Raw genomic sequence first — 16,313 nt, 5'->3', positions numbered from 1 at the left:
CTTCCATCCTGTCAGGGATTCCATTACTAACAGCAGATGAAAAAATAATCGCTTATCCTGCTGTACTCACACTTTAGCCGAGCATCAATTGAAAATTTTCAACCCTTCCCCCGTCTCCCTACATCGCGCGATCTGGATCGGCATTCCCGTTGTCATCGGACTCAATTTCTCAGTACTATCTGCATCCGCCCAAACCAATCCTCCCGCACCGCCGCAGATCGAGCGATTGCCCCAGCCGATTCCGAGTACTTTACCCGTCCAACCAGTCCCCCTGACACCGCCGAGGGCAACACCTCCAAACCTGCCGACACCAACGACAGAGCGAATTAAAGTACTTAGATATGAAGTAATCGGGAGTACGGTATTTAGCGATCGAGAATTAGCAAAAATCACCCAACCATTTATCGGTGAAGTCACATTTGATAGACTCCAAGCTGCTAAAAATGCGATCGAAAAACTGTATCTCGATCGCCAGTATCTCACTAGTGGCGCATATATTCCCACCGGACAGACACTCGCGATCGATGGTGCGGTAGTGAGGATTCAAATCGTGGAAGGCAAGCTCGAAGATATCCGAGTTACGGGTACCAAACGGCTCAACCCCGAATACATTCGATCGCGGCTAGCATTGGCCACCAGCCAGCCCTTGAACAACGACCGCCTGATTGAAGGATTGCGATTGTTGCAGCAAGATCCGCTAATTGGGAGCATCGCCGCCGAACTATCTAGCGGCATCCAACCCGGTACCAATCTCCTCGAAATTAAAGTTACCGAAAATCCAACTTTTACGAGTGAAATTGCCACAAATAACTACCGTCCGCCGAGTATCGGCAGTTGGCAACGTCGGGGTCAAATTAGCGAAGCCAGCCTCACCGGATGGGGCGATCGGGTCATTCTTGCCTATAGTAATACCGATGGTAGTAACGGAATCGATGTCAGTTATACCGTGCCTCTGAGCAACTCCCAGACCACTCTGAGCGCCAATCTGGGTGGGACTAATAGCCGGATTATCGAAGAACCCTATCGCTCGCTCGATATTACCACCAATTCTCGCTATGCCGAAGTCAGCGTCCGCCAACCCCTGTTGCGTCGCGCCCAGCAAGACTCTACCCAAGAATTTGCGCTGAGTCTGACTGGCTCTAAATTAGAGAGTACGAGTGCGCTGGGGAATACACCCTACCCGCTCAGTCCCGGTGCCGATAATAACGGGCGAATTGGGGTTTCAGCCCTGCGGTTCGGGCAAGAGTATACCTACCGAGATAGTCGATCGGTTTTGGCATTTAGGAGTCAGGTAAATGTCGGGTTTGGTGCCTTCAATGCAACGATTAATAATGATGCTCCCGATAGTCGATTTGTGTCCTGGCAAGGGCAAGGGCGCTGGCTGAAACAGTTGGCAAGGAATACGGATTTAATTATTCAGGGACGGGTGCAATTGGCAGATCGATCGCTAGTTGCGCTCGAACAGTTTTCGGTGGGCGGACAAACTACAGTGCGCGGCTATCGTCAGGATGCTTTACTCGCGGACAATGGTGCATTTGCTTCGATAGAGTTGCAATTACCGATCGGGAATGGCAATAATAGTGTCTTCCAAGTTGCCCCATTTATCGATGTGGGAACAGTGTGGAATAATACTAATCGTGCAAACCTTGGCGGAAATACGCTGCTTTCTACCGGGTTGGGATTGCAATGGCGCAGCGATAATCTCAGTGCGCGGATCGATTGGGGAATTCCTTTAGTTAATGCTGCGGTTCAAAAAAACTCATGGCAAGATAACGGCTTGTATTTTTCCCTGCGCTATTTCCCCTAACTTAAACTATCGATTTATTCTCATGCGCCGCGATACTATTTTTTATCGACTTTTCCAATCGTCTGTGAAATGAAATAGAGTATTTGCGTTTAACATACTATAATGTTAAAGATGCAAAAAGCTTTTAAATACCGCTTTTACCCAACCACCGAGCAAGAATCTATCTTGCGGCGGACGATGGGATGTTGCCGTCTAGTCTATAACAAGGCTTTGGCAGAAAGAACGGAAGCATGGTATCAAAGGCAAGAGCGAGTTGACTATGTGAAAACGTCGTCGATGCTTACTCAATGGAAAAAGCAAGAAGACCTTGACTTTCTCAATGAGGTTAGCTCCGTACCGCTCCAGCAGGGATTGAGACACCTTCAAAAGGCGTTTGGCAACTTCTGGGCTGGACGAGCAAAGTATCCTAACTTTAAGAAGAAGCATAGTGGCGGTAGTGCTGAATTTACAAAGGCAGCTTTCCGATGGAAAGACGGTCAAGTATTTCTGGCTAAATGTACTCAAGCCTTGCCGATTAGGTGGAGTAGAGATTTGCCCGAAGACTGTGAGCCATCCACTATTACCATTAAGTTGGAAGCTAATGGTCGCTGGTTTGCTTCCTTGCTGGTGGATACCAATATGGCCCAATTGCCTAAGTCCGATAAGTCTATCGGACTAGACGTGGGGATAACCAGTTTGATTGCCACCAGTAACGGCGATAAAATTGCTAATCCCAAACACTTTAAACAACTTCGCAAGAAGTTGAAACGAGTGCAAAAGGTGTTGTCTCGTAAGCAAAAAGGGAGTAACAACCGATATAAAGCGAGAGCGCAAGTGGCTAGAGTCCACGCTGCCATGACCGATGCTAGGAAAGATTTTTTGCACAAGCTGACAACTCAACTGGTTCGTGAAAACCAAACGATCGTAGTTGAGGATCTAGCTATCACAAACATGGTCAAGAACCATAAACTTGCCCTTGCTGTCTTCGATGCTAGTTGGGGCGAATTGATTTGTCAACTCGCTTACAAATGCGAGTGGTATGGGCGAGAACTGATTAAAATTGACCGATGGTTCCCAAGCTCTAAAAGGTGCGGAAATTGCGGGCATATCGTAGATAAGATGCCATTGAATATCAGAGAGTGGGAATGTCCTAAATGTGGAACTAACCATGACCGCGATATCAATGCAGCACATAATATTTTGGCGGCTGGGCTAGCCGTTTCAGTCTGTGGAGCGACCGTAAGACCAGAACAGAGTAAATCTGTGAAGGCTGGTGCGAAACCCCGAAAGGGAAAGAAGCAGAAACCTTAGTTGCGAAGCTAGGGAATCCCCGCCCGTTCTACGGCGGGGTGGATGTCAAAAGTTTAACAATCTAACTTCGCAACTTTACTTTATAAAATTCGATCGAGATTGAGGATGAATCCAGGCAGCACGTCTCCACAATCGATTGCCAAAGGCAGGTCTTCGACCAACGAGCTTGGAGCTGGCAGAATTTCAACTTCTCTACCTAGCCGATAGATTTCCACCTGACGATCTTGAGAATTAATTAATAACCCTAACCGCACGCCATTATCTCGATATTCAACCATTTTGGCTTGTAATTCTGGCAATTTATCCGTGCGCGAACGTAGCTCAATGATAAAATCTGGAGCCAGCGGCGGAAACTTTTGGCGATTTTCTTCAGTTAAAGCATTCCACCTCGATAACTCTACCCAAGCAACATCAGGCGATCGTTGGCTACCTAGTGGGAGCTTGAAAATCGTCGAAGAACTAAATACTTTTCCTAACTCAGCAGTTCGGTTCCAAATAGTGATATCTGTTCCTAACTCTAGTTCCTTGTTTCCACTTTCTCCGCCTACTGGTGACACGACAATAAGTACTCCGGCTGCGGTTAATTCGAGCGGTTGTTCGGGATTGGCGATACAGAGGTGATAAAACTGCTCATCAGTGAGTTGGAGAGTGCTGAGATTAAGGGGCAGTGTGTCTGGAATATTCGAGTAAGCGACGGTCATAAAACCTCCAATCGTTTGCCGGAATTAGCTTTGGACTATTGAGCGTATTTAAATTATACCGAATTGGTAGTTGCTGTAGCTTACAATATACTTTCCCAAGGAAAATTAATTCAGCAGTGCAATCCGATCGATGACCAAAAAACGGCATATTCTCTCTTTATTATTTCCGGTTGGGAGTACTATATCCAAGCGATTAGGATACTTTTTCATATCGGTAACGATCGCAGTAATTCACGTCCTCTATGGGGTTAGCAATGTCCGAGCAGCTACTCCTGCTGCCTTAATCCAGCAGGGTAAAATGGCATACGATCGCGGGGATTTTCCGACTGCACTAAAAATCTGGGATCGAGCAGAAGCAGGCTATCGTCTGGCGCGAGATCCCGTGGGAGTTGCTGGGAGCCAGCTCAATCAATCGCAAGCCCTCGTCGCGATGGGACTCGATCGCCGCGCTTGTAAGCTTTTAACGGGGACTGTGGGCGTGAGTGAGGGTACCTGTGAAGCGGAGATTCCCACGAACTTTGGGATGGGGCAGACTAATTTACCGCCTGCTTTGCAAGCCTCCGCGATCGAGAAATTGGGGGATGTATTACGTCTATTGGGAAATTTGGATGCGGCGCAAGTGACGCTATCGCAAGCGCTTGAAGTTGCCAAACCATTGAGCGCGGCGGATCGATCGCCGATTTTAGTGAGTATTGCCAACACATTGAGAGATTTGGGGAATCGCGATCGCGATCGAACGGATCGACTGCAACCGCCTGCTAGCAATCAGTTTACTTGTCCGATGCAGCCGACGGGCAGTTTACCCGCTACGACATATTATCAATACGCGATCGCCTGTTATCAACAAGCACGAACTCTTACCGCCGATATCGACGCACTGAGTCTCCAAGTAGACATCTCGGACTGGCTGCGCCACCGAGCGGAGACTGGAAATATTGCCGATACTTGGCAAGCGCAATTCGATCGAACTGAGTTAATCAAGCAAATCGAGCGGCAACTAGCCAATCAACCCCATACATACGAAAGCTTTAGCCAAAGGATTAATCTGGCTCGGAGTTTAGCCCTGGCAAATCCACCTCAATGGGAAGCCGCTCAATCGCTGCTCGACGACGTAATTAGGCGATCCACTCTAGAACCTCAAAAATCGATTTTGACCACTGCTACTGGGACGCTGGGGTGGCTCTACGAGCAACAACAGCAGTGGTTGCCAGCGGTCGCATTTACCCAACAGGCGATCTCGCTGGCTGCTGCGCCTGGGAACGATCGTCAATATCAGTGGGAATGGCAATTAGGGCGAATTTTACAGCATCAAACCCAACCAGATTTTAGCAAATCTCAAGCAGCTTACGATCGAGCGATCGCCGCTTTGACTACCACGCGTCGCAATCTTCAGATTGTCAATCCCGACGCTCAATTTTCCCTCCGCGATAATGTCGAGCCACTGTACCGCGAATCGATCGATCTGAGCTTGCGTCACCAGCCAGATCTAGGTAAAGTTGTCGATCGAGTCAATGCGCTCAAATTGGTAGAACTAGAGAACTTTTTGCAATGTCAACTCGGCGAGTATAAACCGATCGAACGGTTTGCGAAAGATCGTGGCGCGGCAATATTTTATCCGGTTATTTTAGCCGATCGATTGGAAGTAATTTTGCAGTTACCGGATGATAAGTTGCAACGGTTTGTCGTCCCTGTCAGGCGCAGTGAATTAGAACGGACGATCGCCCAGTTTCGGCAGAATTTAAATCAACCTCAATACGGTTGGAATGACACCGCCGCCTCCCAACTGTACGAATGGTTGATTCGTCCCGCCCTACCATCTCTGACTCCTGCTACCACACAGCTAGTATTCGTGATGGATGGGGCATTGCAAAATATCCCAGTGGCGGCATTGTACGATCGATCGCGTCAAGAATATCTGATCGATATTTTTCCAGTCGCGGTCACGCCAGGACTCCAAATTCTTGGTGCAAAGCGAGCTGTAGGCAACAGTCCCAGTATTCTCATCGGTGGCTTAACCAGTAACTCGGCAAGCGTTGCCAATAGTAAGCGCGGAGATATTTATGAACCATTAGCCTACGCCGTCGATGAAGTGCAGGCAATTAAATCTCGCTTTGTTACAGCCACCGCATTAGTCGGACGGGATTTTACCCCCGCAAATCTCCAGCGTGCGCTGGCGGGTAACTCTTATTCGATGATTCATCTGGCTACCCACGGGCGATTTAGCTCCGATCCGCGTCAGACTTTTATCGTGACTGAGGGGGGACGCTCGCTCGATCTCAATCGCTTGAGAGCGCTTTTAAAGCAAGATGCCAGTGCGATCGATCTGTTGGTATTGAGCGCCTGCGAGACGGCAGCAGGAGACAGGCGGGCGGCGCTCGGCTTGGCGGGGACGGCGATTCGGAGTGGTGCGGGGAGTACTATAGCTTCGATGTGGTCGGTGGACGATCGCGCCACGGCTAAGTTGATGCAGCACTTTTATGGTAGTATCACTCAGCCCGATCGAGTCAGTAAGGCGGAAGCATTGCGGGTAGCGCAACGGGCGACTCGACAGCAGTATTCACATCCTTACTATTGGGCTTCGTTTGTCTTGGTGGGTAATTGGTTATGACTTGATATAGATCTCCCTTAGTGGTGACAATAACGACATCGCATGTTTCTGATTTTTTCATAATTGCTAACGAGTTTAAATATGAGGTTCAGTTCGACTCCGCTCGCTGAGCGGAGCCGAACTGAACCCAACACTGCTACTCTAAACAGTTATTGAGACTTTGCATCAGGAAAAGTTTATCGAGTTTGCGACCGATTAAGACTATTTGATTCTGCGGTGGAGTCGTCCATTCACTATCATCGATCGAGAAGCGTTTACCACTCAGTTGGAATACATGTCGGAGTGGACTTTCATCAAACCAAAGAATTCCTTTTGCTCGGAATACATTTTCTGGTAGTTGATAATCGAGAAACTGTTGAAACTTTTTCAACACAATTGAGCGATTGCTTTGAAAGGATACTGACATAAAGCCGTCATTATTCAGATGCTGAGAACCCGATTCAGAATTTGCTAAACTTTCATTAAAAAAACCTGGATCGGCAAGATTGGTATCGAGCAGCAGAGATAGTGGAACTATGCTATGTGTCGATCGTAAAATTCGCGCTCCTTCTTTAACAGACTTCAAAAAGTCTTCGACCTTATTTGCTTTTTCCTCAGAAACTAAATCGGTTTTATTGAGGATAATAATATCGCCACAAAAGATCTGGTCGATCGCCACATCGCTGTTATAGTGTTCGCTCGGTGTAAAAGATTCCGCATCGACGATAGTAACGATCGAATCTAAATGTGTAAAATCTCGTAACTCGGTACCTAAAAACGTCATGGCGATCGGTAATGGATTGGCAACACCTGTCGTTTCAATTACCAGATAATCAATTCGATCGCGTCGAGTCAAGATCCGATATACAGCATCAGCAAAATCATCATTAATCGTGCAGCAGATACAGCCATTCGTCAGTTCGATCGTGTTTTTATTATCGTCATCATTGCCAACTTTAACTAATAATTGACTATCGATGTTAATCTCCCCAAATTCATTGACTAAAACAGCAACCTTATAGCCCTCAAAATTTTGAATTATATGATTGAGCAGTGTAGTTTTACCGCTACCCAAAAATCCCGTCACGATCGTTACAGGCAACTTTCGCGGTGGTGCATCGAGTGTGTCTAGCATAAATAAATTGAATATTAAAAAAAGATACTTTTGCTATCTGAAGTCGGTTTATCTTATCCCAAAGACACTAACACGCAAGTCGGGTGGACTTCGTTTAGAGATCTGAATCCCCCAAACCCCCTTAAAAAGGGGGATTTAGCGGCTCCCGCACGCCTCTGTTCCCCGACGGTTTAGGGAGACAAGACAGGGGGATTCCCACCAACTTCGCTTATTTCTAAAGATGTCGGTATACACCCCAAAACCCCTAATGAAAAGATGCCCGATGACGAATGAGATCCATAAACTCCTGACGAGTTTTAGCCTCCTCCGCAAACACACCCTGCATCGAACTCGTCACAGTCCAAGAACCAGGCTTCTGCACCCCGCGCATCACCATACACATGTGAGTTGCTTCAATCACTACCGCCACCCCTTGTGGCTTTAACAACCCCTGAATTGCATTAGCAATTTGGGAAGTCAATCGCTCTTGTACTTGCAACCGACGGGCATACATTTCACAAATCCGAGCAATTTTAGACAAACCAATCACCTTCCCATTTGGGATATACGCAACATGAGCGCGTCCGATAATCGGTAAAATATGGTGTTCGCAAGAGCTAAATAGATCGATATCTCGCACCAATACCATTTCATTTGCATCTTCATGAAATACTGCTCCATTGAGCAATTCATCCAGCGATTGATTGTAGCCAGAAGTCAGGTATTTAAGAGCCTTAACGACTCGTTTGGGAGTGTCGAGCAGCCCTTCTCGATCTGGATCTTCACCTAGCCCGATTAGCAGTGTTCTTACTGCTTGCTGCATCTCTGCTTCAGACACGGGAGGTTTGGATTCAGTACTAATGAGCTGCTTACGCATATCGTCAGGTGAAATAGATAATGTCATTTTGAATGTTAGGTTGACTAATTAAAGATTGAAGATTGAATTGCAATGTTAAGAGTTAAGCAAAACAATCCGTTAAATGCTGTCGAAGATTATCGGCATCTAAATTGCGCCCAATGAACACAAGCTGATTTTTAGGTGCAGATTGCCACGGCTCACCATTGAGATTGAACCGCGCACCACTAAGTTGAAAAATGTGCCGATCTTCACTATTGGTAAACCATAAAATTCCTTTGGCTCGAAAAACTTCTGAAGGTAGATGCAGTTGCAGGAACGTTTCAAATTTCTTGACATCAAAAGGACGATTTCCTTCAAATGCGATCGAGACAAAACCATCATTATCTAAGTGACTAGAATGGTGATGATGGTGCTCGTGAGCATGATGTTCGTGACTGTGAGAATCGTGTTTTTCATGTGCATGTGCATGTTCGTGTTGATGAGCCTCATGAGATTCATGACTAGCGTGTTCGCGAGCATGATGTTTATGACTATCTTGCTTAGATTGCTCGATTTCTTCTTTAACTAAATTTGCATAATCATTTGGGGTATTGTACTCTACATCCAAAACTAGATTGAGGGGTACTTTTCCATGTTCGCTATGCAGGATTCTCGCACCTTCTTTGACAGACTTAATATAAGTCTCCACACTCAAAACCTTCTTGGCACTTGCCAAATCTGTCTTGTTTAAAATCGTAATATCAGCATAGGTAATCTGTTTGAATGCTGCTTCACTATCAAAATGTTCTGGTGTGAATGTTTCTGAATCTACCATCGTCACGATCGAATCCAATCGCGTCATATCCCGTAGCTCTGTCCCCAGAAATGTCAAAATAATCGGCAACGGATCGGCGACTCCAGTAGTTTCAATTACCATGTAGTCAACCTTATCTTCCCGCTCCAACACTTTGTAAACTGCTTCTACTAAATCCTCATTAATGGTGCAACAGATACAACCATTACTCAGCTCTACCATCCCTTCATCGATCGATACAAGTAGTTGACTGTCGATATTAATGTCACCAAATTCATTGACTAATACGGCAACCTTTAAACCCTGTCTATCGCTCAAAATATGATTTAGTAGCGTAGTTTTACCACTACCTAGAAAACCAGTAATAATCGTCACAGGCATTCCTCGTTTGGGAATTTCGAGCTTAGCTGTGGCTGGATGCGTTATTGTTTGGGTCATGTAGATTTATTAAATTAAATAGCAAGGCATTCAGTTAATTGCATTCTAATCGCCTCAGCGTTCAAGTTTCGTCCGATAAATACTAGTTGATTAGCATTGGGTGGCGGCGAACGATTGGCAAATTTTCCTACAGGAATGCTTTTCATTTCATACCTTTTACCACTCATTTGCAAGACATGACGCAATTTACTACCCTGAAATTTGAGCATACCTTTAGCTCGATAAATATCTGAAGGTAATCGGTCGAGAAAGTCCTGAAACTTAGGTAGAATTAGCGGGAGATCGCTCTCAAATGAAACTGCGATGAATCCATCATTTTCTAGATGATGAGAATGCTCGTGACTCGATTTGGACGATCTGAGAGTAGTATTAACTCCCACATCTAGAATTAATGGTAATGATACTCGCCCATGTTGAGTAGTAATAATTCTAGCTTTTGGGGCGATCGATCGAATATAATTATCCAACTCATTGACAACTTCAGCAGTAACTAAGTCGGTCTTATTTAACAGAATAATATCGCCAAAAATCAGTTGGTTTAATGCAGCTTCACTATGATAATGCTCAGATGTAAATGATTCTACATCTACCACCGTCAGCACCGCATCAAGCCTAGTCACCTGCTGTAAATCTGTCGTGGTAAAACTCCGTACAATCGGCAATGGATCGGCAATTCCTGTCGTTTCAATTACCAGATAATCGATCGATTCAGTCCGACTTACAATAGCCCAAAGCGCATCAACTAAACTTTGATTAATCGTACAGCAAATACAACCATTAGCTAATTGCACCATGTTTTCATCCACCGCTACCAATAACTGTGAATCGATATCGATGTCTCCAAACTCATTTACAATTACAGCAACTTTCAAACCCTGCCGATTATTGAGAATGTGGTTGAGCAGTGTTGTTTTACCACTCCCCAGAAAACCCGTCACGATCGTCACAGGTATTTCAGCTTGAGACTTCAACACTGAATCTAGACAACTCTGTGCGACTAAATTGGACATACTTGTCTCCTTAATGCGAATAAGTCTCCGTCAAGTGACAAACTAATGCTCTCTTTTGCATCATCTGATAAATATTGTAAAACCCATTAGCACGAGAGGGAGTCAGGCTGACATCTAGTCCAGTTTGTTGAATAAAATGCGGTGTTAATTCCATGATTTCGGTAGGAGTCAACCCATCCAATCCTGCCACTAATAAACCTACCAATCCCTTCGTGATTTGGGCATCGGAATCGCCCTGAAAACTGACCTTTCCCGCAGCAACCGTCGCAATTACATAAACTTGCGATGCACAGCCGCTAACTCGGTTCTTAGGGATTTTCTGGTCTTCGGGGAACGGTGGAAGCCGTTTGGCAAATTGCAGCAGGTACTCATACCGCCGTTTTGACTCGGATATTTGTTGGAAACGTTGGATGATTCGCTCCAATGCGGGTGGTAGTGGCTGGGAGAGTGGCGACATATCAATCTGAGGCGAACCATTCTGAAAATAATGATAATCATTATCATGATATCGGATCTTCGCCTAATTTAACAGATAGAATGATAATCGCCTCTGGCATTCCCATCAGGTAGACCTACGAGGAGGACATCGATCGATCGATATGTCGCCACTAGGTCTGTTTTCGATCGAGTCCACATGCTTGCAAGTAAGTAAAAATTGCCCGAGACAGTGAAGACCAGTTGCGGGTCTAGCACGATCTCCCAATGTTGCGATCGCAATTTTAGCTCTTGGTTTTGTCAGTATGAAGTAAATGGTACCTAAATCGATCGATTGTTTGGTAATTTAATCATACTCAAAGCTCTTTCGATTGGTACCGCGATCGAGCTAAATTATAGTCACACATCTTCTAGACGTTCGATTCTATAATAAAGTTTGCTGACATAATCTATTCCCATAAATTTGACTCGATCGATGCCGACTAAAAAGCTCTTTAAAATTTTAATTTCTTGCCTAATCTGGTGGCAAATCGCCACTCAGCCCAGCACTGCACTCATCCAGTCTAAATACTACAGCTATCGACAACCCAGCTTCGACGGTACGGGCAAAGTCTACATGGGTAGAGAAATCGCTCAGGTGATGGGACATCAAGGTGCAGGTTGGTTAGAGCGTCCAGATCGCGCTACAGAGGAACAACCCCAGCAAATGGTCGCAGCATTGGGACTCAAATCTACAGACGTTGTAGCCGATATTGGGGCAGGTACGGGCTATATTTCGCAGCTCATCGCGCAACAGGTGCCGGATGGCAAAGTATTAGCTGTCGATGTGCAGCCAGAAATGATCGAACTATTGAAACGGCGGATCGATCGAGCTAAGATCGCCAATATTCAAACCCAACTGGGTAACGAACAAAGTCCCGAACTAGCTCCCGAAAGTATCGATCTCGCCATCATGGTTGATGCCTATCATGAGTTCGGTTATCCTCAAGAAATGATGACGGGGATTGTCTCAGCACTTAAACCAGGCGGACGCATCGTGTTGACAGAATATCGCGGTGAAGATCCGAAAGTTTTCATCAAGCCACACCACAAGACTACGCAAAAACAGATCGAGCGCGAAATGAAGGCTGTAGGATTAAAGTTGCTGAAAAATGAAAGTGTTTTACCTCAGCAGCATCTCTTCTTTTTTGGTAAGCCGTAATCGATATCAACTAGATGAAAACGAACAGAGCTAAAAGTAAATAAGCAAAAAAAACTAGCTAAATAGATCGATCGACCATAGATTATAATTAGGGGACAACCAGCTATTGAGGTCGATCGAGATGGATCTCTCAGTTACTTTAGACCAAATCAAAGCCATGAGTGTTGAAGAGCGAATTCACCTCATCCAAGCTATCCAGGCTACTATTCCTGACGAGAAAACCGATCCTATCCCATTCCAGGTAGATCGAAATTTTCCAGCCGCAGCTTGGGAAAAAGCTATGCGGCAAATTGAAGCGAATCAACCACCATCGCTCGTTGGCGAAGCCTCTCCCGTGGAGAATCGATTGCTGCAATCGTGGGAAGATGAGGGTGACTCAGAAGAACACTTAGAAACTTGGGAATTCTTGCATCAAGCTTTGGATGCAGATAGAATTAGCAATCGACCCCTATTTCCATGAGCCAGATCGTATTATTAGATACTGGAATATTGGGAATGGTTACAGATCCTAAAGCTAATTCATTTACCTAAAGGTAGGCTACGCCAACGATGGAGATGTAATTCTTGCCGCTCAAGCAGTGTTAATTCAATTAGAAGGTCATAACGTCACGATCTCGACAACTAATGTCAACCATTTAAGCCGTTTTATCTCAGCAAAAACTTGGGAAGAAATTTAGCTCTATTCCAGATTCGAGCGATCGCGGAAATAGTTCGTTTACCAACAGATAGCCCCTACCGTCAAAATGCACTAGAACTATTTTCCAACTTGAAGATCGTTCTATAAAATAAACAAAATAAAGCACCAGAAGAAACGGAGTTAATGATGAATTTATCACCATTATATCTCGAACAAATCGATATTGCTACTCAAAAAGGTCGTAGTGAAGAAGGGAAATCCTTAATAATTAGAATGTTAACGCGTAAGTTAGGCACACTCGATCCTAACTCGATCGCGCTGATAAATAATCTGTCTCTAGAGAACATAGAATCTCTAGGCGACGCACTATTAGATTTCAATACCGCCACCGATTTGACAGCTTGGTTAGACAAATCGCCCAGAGGTATACAATAAGGCATAAGTTTGGACGATCGCGCCAACAACATCCTCCTCCACCCCCTGACACTCCTATGTCCACTAACACGCTCGAAATTTCACTCGAACAATATTGTGAAATGACCGTTAGTGGCATTATCGCCCCCGACGATCGCGATTCTAACAAACTAGTATTAATGACCCCCGATGGTTGTCAGTTTCGCGCTGCACCATTGGGAGATGTCAGTATCGGCGCAGGGAGCAGACAATGGCGCGTTATCCCGATTATGCAAACCGATGGGAATATTACGCGGTTGCAAATCATTGAAGAACATGCTCCTAGCGCGCTTGAAGGCGATCGATTCCTTTGTGTGGGTAGAACCAATCAAGTCAGTCGCAAGCACAATACCGTCTCGCTTAAAATCGAGCGTCCCGGCGAACCAACGATCCGTCCGACACTGTTCGATCCGCCTCCTGCTGTCAAATCTGGGCAATTGTGGCAATTTGTCGCCCAGCGCGTGGGGATGACACTGGAGATTATTTCAGCCGAACAGCTCGACAATTTAGCAGCCGCAGCGGTAACTAAATCTCTGCCCAGTGTTGCCCCTAAGACCATTCACAAGCCTCGAAATCCAGATAATGCTCGATCGAGTGAAATTAAATCGCTCGCGCTAGCAGCCCTAAATCAGGAGCTGAACGAACGGGACTGGGAACTATCCCTCACTAGAGTTAAGGAACCAACCTGGGAATGGGAAGCACAAAGTTTAGTTCCCTTAGATCTGCGTGCCAGAGTCCAGGTAAATGCGCGGACGAAGGTGGCGCGAGTTTACGCGTATCCACATCAGAGTAAGTTTGGCAGTTCGGCTACGCTCACTGATGGAGAGACGGGGGGACTGGGGGATGGGGAGACGGGAGAATTAGCAGCAGAAGGCGATAAATATCTTGACAGGTTAATTGTCACCCCATTGGGTGCAGCCAGAGGCATTGGTGCGTCTTGTTTTCGGGTGCAAATTGGGCCGTATGAAATCGTGATGGATGCGGGGACTCGCCCGAAAGGGAGCGATCCGTTACCAGCGTTTGAGTTATTAGAACGTCCTAATTTAATCCTAATTACGCACGCACACCTCGATCATATCGGCGCGTTGCCGATCTTCCATCGGGACTTTCCAGAGGTGCCGATGATTTGTACCCACGGTACGCGAGAAATCGCCCATGTGATGCTCACTGATGGTTTGAAGGTGCAGGCGGCGCAGCAAAAACAGGGTAATGAAGATTTCGGACAGGTATTTACCGCCGACGATCTCGATCGAACCCTCTTCACCCTGCAAACTCAACCCGTCGGCGTGGACTTTTCCCCCTTACCAGGATTAACCGTGCGGTTCATTCATGCTGGGCATATCGTCGGCGCAGCTTGCATCTACATGGAGTACGGCAATCGATCGATCCTCTATACGGGCGACTACAATACCACCAGCAGCCGCACCGCAGAGGGCTTGAAACTGGCCGATTTACCCCAGGCGGACATCTTAATCACCGAATCTACCTATGGCTCCGATACCCACCCTTCCAGACGCACCCAAGAGAGCGATCTGATTAAAGCGATCGTCGAAGTCGTCGCGAATGGTGGTAATGTCTTAATTCCCGCCTTTGCACTCGGACGCGCACAAGAGATTATTCTCGCCATCCGCACCAGTGCCCTATTCCATAGCGTCAATGTCCCCGTCTACATCGATGGCTTAGTCCGCGAAGTCACCGACTTATTCCAAACGCAACTAGAATTACTCCCCGCCGCCGTCCAAAACTTCGCCAAAACCCAGTCCCCCTTCTTTAGCGAAAAATCCTCACCACGCATCATCTCGATCGCCTCCCATAAAGAACGCCCCCTCGCGATCGCCCACCCGTCAGTAATTATTGCCAGTTCCGGCATGTTGACGGGTGGAGCGAGTATCGGCTACGCTAAAATCTTATTAGAACGGGAAAATGCCGCCGTTTTTATCTCCGGCTATACCGACGAAGAATCCCCAGGACGCTTTTTGCAAAGCCTAGAGCCAGGAAGCGAAATCGAACTCGACGGAACCCCGCTCACAGTCAGAGCCAAGATTCAACGCTTCAATCTGTCCGCTCATGCCGATCGAGTCGGAATTACCCAAGTCATCCACCGCGTCAATCCCCAACACCTGATCCTAATTCACGGTTCCCCATCCGCCCTCCACGAACTCTCTCGCGCTGGCGACTTGCGGGATAAATATTGGATTCACATCCCCGAAGTTGGCGATACCATTACCTTCGGCGAAGCACCCGAACACCTCTCCAAAGCCCAAGTAGCACGCGTAGATGCGGGACAAGAATTTGAAGTCGAAATCGAAGCCGAATTCGATGGTGCGTGGCTGCGAATTGCCGATAGCGTTCTCGAAGATCCCCGCTGGCAACATTTAGCCGCAACGGGGTTACTTTCTGCTAAATGGACTAAAGGCGGATTGATGCTCAAACCCGCCAGTCATAAGTCGATGGCGGTGGAAAGTGCGATCGCCAGTGGTATAGATTGTTGTGCGGTATGTGAGTTTTTCGATGGTTATCTCTGTCGCGGGGAAGAAAGTCCCCTATATAAACGCGATATCGATGGCGCGTGCCCAGGCGGCGCTGTTGGCGCCGCTGTCGTGATGCACCAGCACCATGTAGCGGCGCCAGCTGCGCAGCATGAATTCCACTACCCAGGCAGGCGGCAGCGGCCCTTCGGTTTCGGCGATGGTAGTTCGTAAGGCGGCGCTGGCGGCCTGAATATCGTCGCGATAGTCGGTGACCGTGGGCGCTTCGTTGGCTGTATCGATAGAACTCATGAAACTTAAAATCGCACTTGCGTCTGCTTAACGCCGCCTTGCGTGGGTGAAGACCGTCGCTGCGGACGGCGCGGAGCAGCCACGATGATCTCTTTGGCTTGCCCGCTCTGATAGCTCCGAGTATGCCCCGAAGGGCCCACTATATCCAGGTATCAACAGGGCTGATTGCTGGGTGCAGGTCTCGTTTACCGCAACGCGCAAACGCTGC

At 46.8% G+C, this 16,313-nt stretch carries 13 protein-coding genes; 7 read left to right on the top strand and 6 right to left on the bottom strand.

From position 1 onward, the window contains the following. The first annotated feature begins 88 nt into the window (after nt 1-88). Both RMO35_RS13735 and RMO35_RS13730 read left to right on the top strand, forming a co-directional pair. Entirely contained in the window at nt 89-1,807 is a 1,719-nt protein-coding gene (locus RMO35_RS13735) for a ShlB/FhaC/HecB family hemolysin secretion/activation protein (protein ID WP_309741864.1), read from the top strand. A gap of 111 nt (nt 1,808-1,918) precedes the next feature. After that, complete coding sequence (locus tag RMO35_RS13730) at nt 1,919-3,097, top strand: RNA-guided endonuclease TnpB family protein (RefSeq protein ID WP_309741863.1); 1,179 nt, start codon at nt 1,919-1,921, stop codon at nt 3,095-3,097. A gap of 80 nt (nt 3,098-3,177) precedes the next feature. Here RMO35_RS13730 and RMO35_RS13725 read toward each other — a convergent pair whose 3' ends face one another. After that, nucleotides 3,178-3,798 carry a Uma2 family endonuclease gene (locus RMO35_RS13725; protein ID WP_309741862.1) on the bottom strand — a complete coding sequence of 207 codons (621 nt, stop codon included), beginning with the start codon at nt 3,796-3,798 and terminating at the stop codon, nt 3,178-3,180. A 130-nt stretch (nt 3,799-3,928) separates the two neighbouring features. Between RMO35_RS13725 and RMO35_RS13720 the strand changes: the two genes are divergently transcribed. Continuing rightward, entirely contained in the window at nt 3,929-6,406 is a 2,478-nt protein-coding gene (locus RMO35_RS13720; RefSeq protein ID WP_309741861.1) for a CHAT domain-containing protein, read from the top strand. A 136-nt stretch (nt 6,407-6,542) separates the two neighbouring features. Here the strand turns inward: RMO35_RS13720 and RMO35_RS13715 are convergent, their stop codons facing one another. From RMO35_RS13715 to RMO35_RS13695, 5 genes are all read right to left on the bottom strand, one after another. Next, the gene (locus RMO35_RS13715; RefSeq protein ID WP_309741860.1) at nt 6,543-7,520 is read right to left on the bottom strand and encodes a GTP-binding protein; all 978 of its coding nucleotides are present in this window, start codon (nt 7,518-7,520) and stop codon (nt 6,543-6,545) included. A 244-nt stretch (nt 7,521-7,764) separates the two neighbouring features. Beyond that, a complete protein-coding gene (gene folE / locus RMO35_RS13710; RefSeq protein WP_309741859.1) occupies nt 7,765-8,403 on the bottom strand; it encodes a GTP cyclohydrolase I FolE in 639 nt (212 codons plus the stop codon). Between the two features lie 55 nt (nt 8,404-8,458). Continuing rightward, the gene (locus tag RMO35_RS13705; protein ID WP_309741858.1) at nt 8,459-9,589 is read right to left on the bottom strand and encodes a GTP-binding protein; all 1,131 of its coding nucleotides are present in this window, start codon (nt 9,587-9,589) and stop codon (nt 8,459-8,461) included. 14 nt (nt 9,590-9,603) lie between these two features. Then, the gene (locus RMO35_RS13700; protein ID WP_309741857.1) at nt 9,604-10,599 is read right to left on the bottom strand and encodes a GTP-binding protein; all 996 of its coding nucleotides are present in this window, start codon (nt 10,597-10,599) and stop codon (nt 9,604-9,606) included. A gap of 10 nt (nt 10,600-10,609) precedes the next feature. Next, nucleotides 10,610-11,056 (bottom strand): SufE family protein, encoded by a 447-nt coding sequence (locus RMO35_RS13695; RefSeq protein WP_309741856.1) that lies wholly within the window; start codon nt 11,054-11,056, stop codon nt 10,610-10,612. Nucleotides 11,057-11,509: 453 nt separating this feature from the next. Here RMO35_RS13695 and RMO35_RS13690 point away from each other — a divergent pair, with 453 nt between their 5' ends. The 4 genes from RMO35_RS13690 (at nt 11,510) to RMO35_RS13675 (ending at nt 16,027) form a co-directional block, all read left to right on the top strand. Continuing rightward, nucleotides 11,510-12,235: a class I SAM-dependent methyltransferase gene (locus RMO35_RS13690; RefSeq protein WP_309741855.1), complete on the top strand. Its 726-nt coding sequence runs from the start codon at nt 11,510-11,512 to the stop codon at nt 12,233-12,235. Between the two features lie 121 nt (nt 12,236-12,356). Then, the gene (locus tag RMO35_RS13685) at nt 12,357-12,695 is read left to right on the top strand and encodes a hypothetical protein (RefSeq protein ID WP_309741854.1); all 339 of its coding nucleotides are present in this window, start codon (nt 12,357-12,359) and stop codon (nt 12,693-12,695) included. Nucleotides 12,696-13,055: 360 nt separating this feature from the next. After that, nucleotides 13,056-13,307: a DUF4351 domain-containing protein gene (locus RMO35_RS13680; RefSeq protein ID WP_309741853.1), complete on the top strand. Its 252-nt coding sequence runs from the start codon at nt 13,056-13,058 to the stop codon at nt 13,305-13,307. 56 nt (nt 13,308-13,363) lie between these two features. After that, on the top strand, nt 13,364-16,027 hold the full coding sequence (locus tag RMO35_RS13675) for an MBL fold metallo-hydrolase (protein WP_309741852.1): 2,664 nt from the start codon (nt 13,364-13,366) through the stop codon (nt 16,025-16,027). The last annotated feature ends 286 nt before the right edge of the window (nt 16,028-16,313 follow it).

Source organism: Chamaesiphon sp. OTE_20_metabat_361 (assembly GCF_031364565.1).
The sequence above is the reverse complement of the archived record's forward strand: the minus strand, read 5'-3'. Positions and strand labels throughout refer to the sequence as shown.

Coding starts and splice junctions, on each gene's coding strand:
- RMO35_RS13730 (WP_309741863.1), top strand. CDS start 1,919: ATGCAAAAAGCTTTTAAATACCGCTTTTACCCAACCACCGAGCAAGAA.
- RMO35_RS13725 (WP_309741862.1), bottom strand. CDS start 3,798: ATGACCGTCGCTTACTCGAATATTCCAGACACACTGCCCCTTAATCTC.
- RMO35_RS13720 (WP_309741861.1), top strand. CDS start 3,929: ATGACCAAAAAACGGCATATTCTCTCTTTATTATTTCCGGTTGGGAGT.
- RMO35_RS13715 (WP_309741860.1), bottom strand. CDS start 7,520: ATGCTAGACACACTCGATGCACCACCGCGAAAGTTGCCTGTAACGATC.
- folE (WP_309741859.1), bottom strand. CDS start 8,403: ATGACATTATCTATTTCACCTGACGATATGCGTAAGCAGCTCATTAGT.
- RMO35_RS13705 (WP_309741858.1), bottom strand. CDS start 9,589: ATGACCCAAACAATAACGCATCCAGCCACAGCTAAGCTCGAAATTCCC.
- RMO35_RS13700 (WP_309741857.1), bottom strand. CDS start 10,599: ATGTCCAATTTAGTCGCACAGAGTTGTCTAGATTCAGTGTTGAAGTCT.
- RMO35_RS13695 (WP_309741856.1), bottom strand. CDS start 11,056: ATGTCGCCACTCTCCCAGCCACTACCACCCGCATTGGAGCGAATCATC.
- RMO35_RS13690 (WP_309741855.1), top strand. CDS start 11,510: ATGCCGACTAAAAAGCTCTTTAAAATTTTAATTTCTTGCCTAATCTGG.
- RMO35_RS13685 (WP_309741854.1), top strand. CDS start 12,357: ATGGATCTCTCAGTTACTTTAGACCAAATCAAAGCCATGAGTGTTGAA.
- RMO35_RS13680 (WP_309741853.1), top strand. CDS start 13,056: ATGATGAATTTATCACCATTATATCTCGAACAAATCGATATTGCTACT.
- RMO35_RS13675 (WP_309741852.1), top strand. CDS start 13,364: ATGTCCACTAACACGCTCGAAATTTCACTCGAACAATATTGTGAAATG.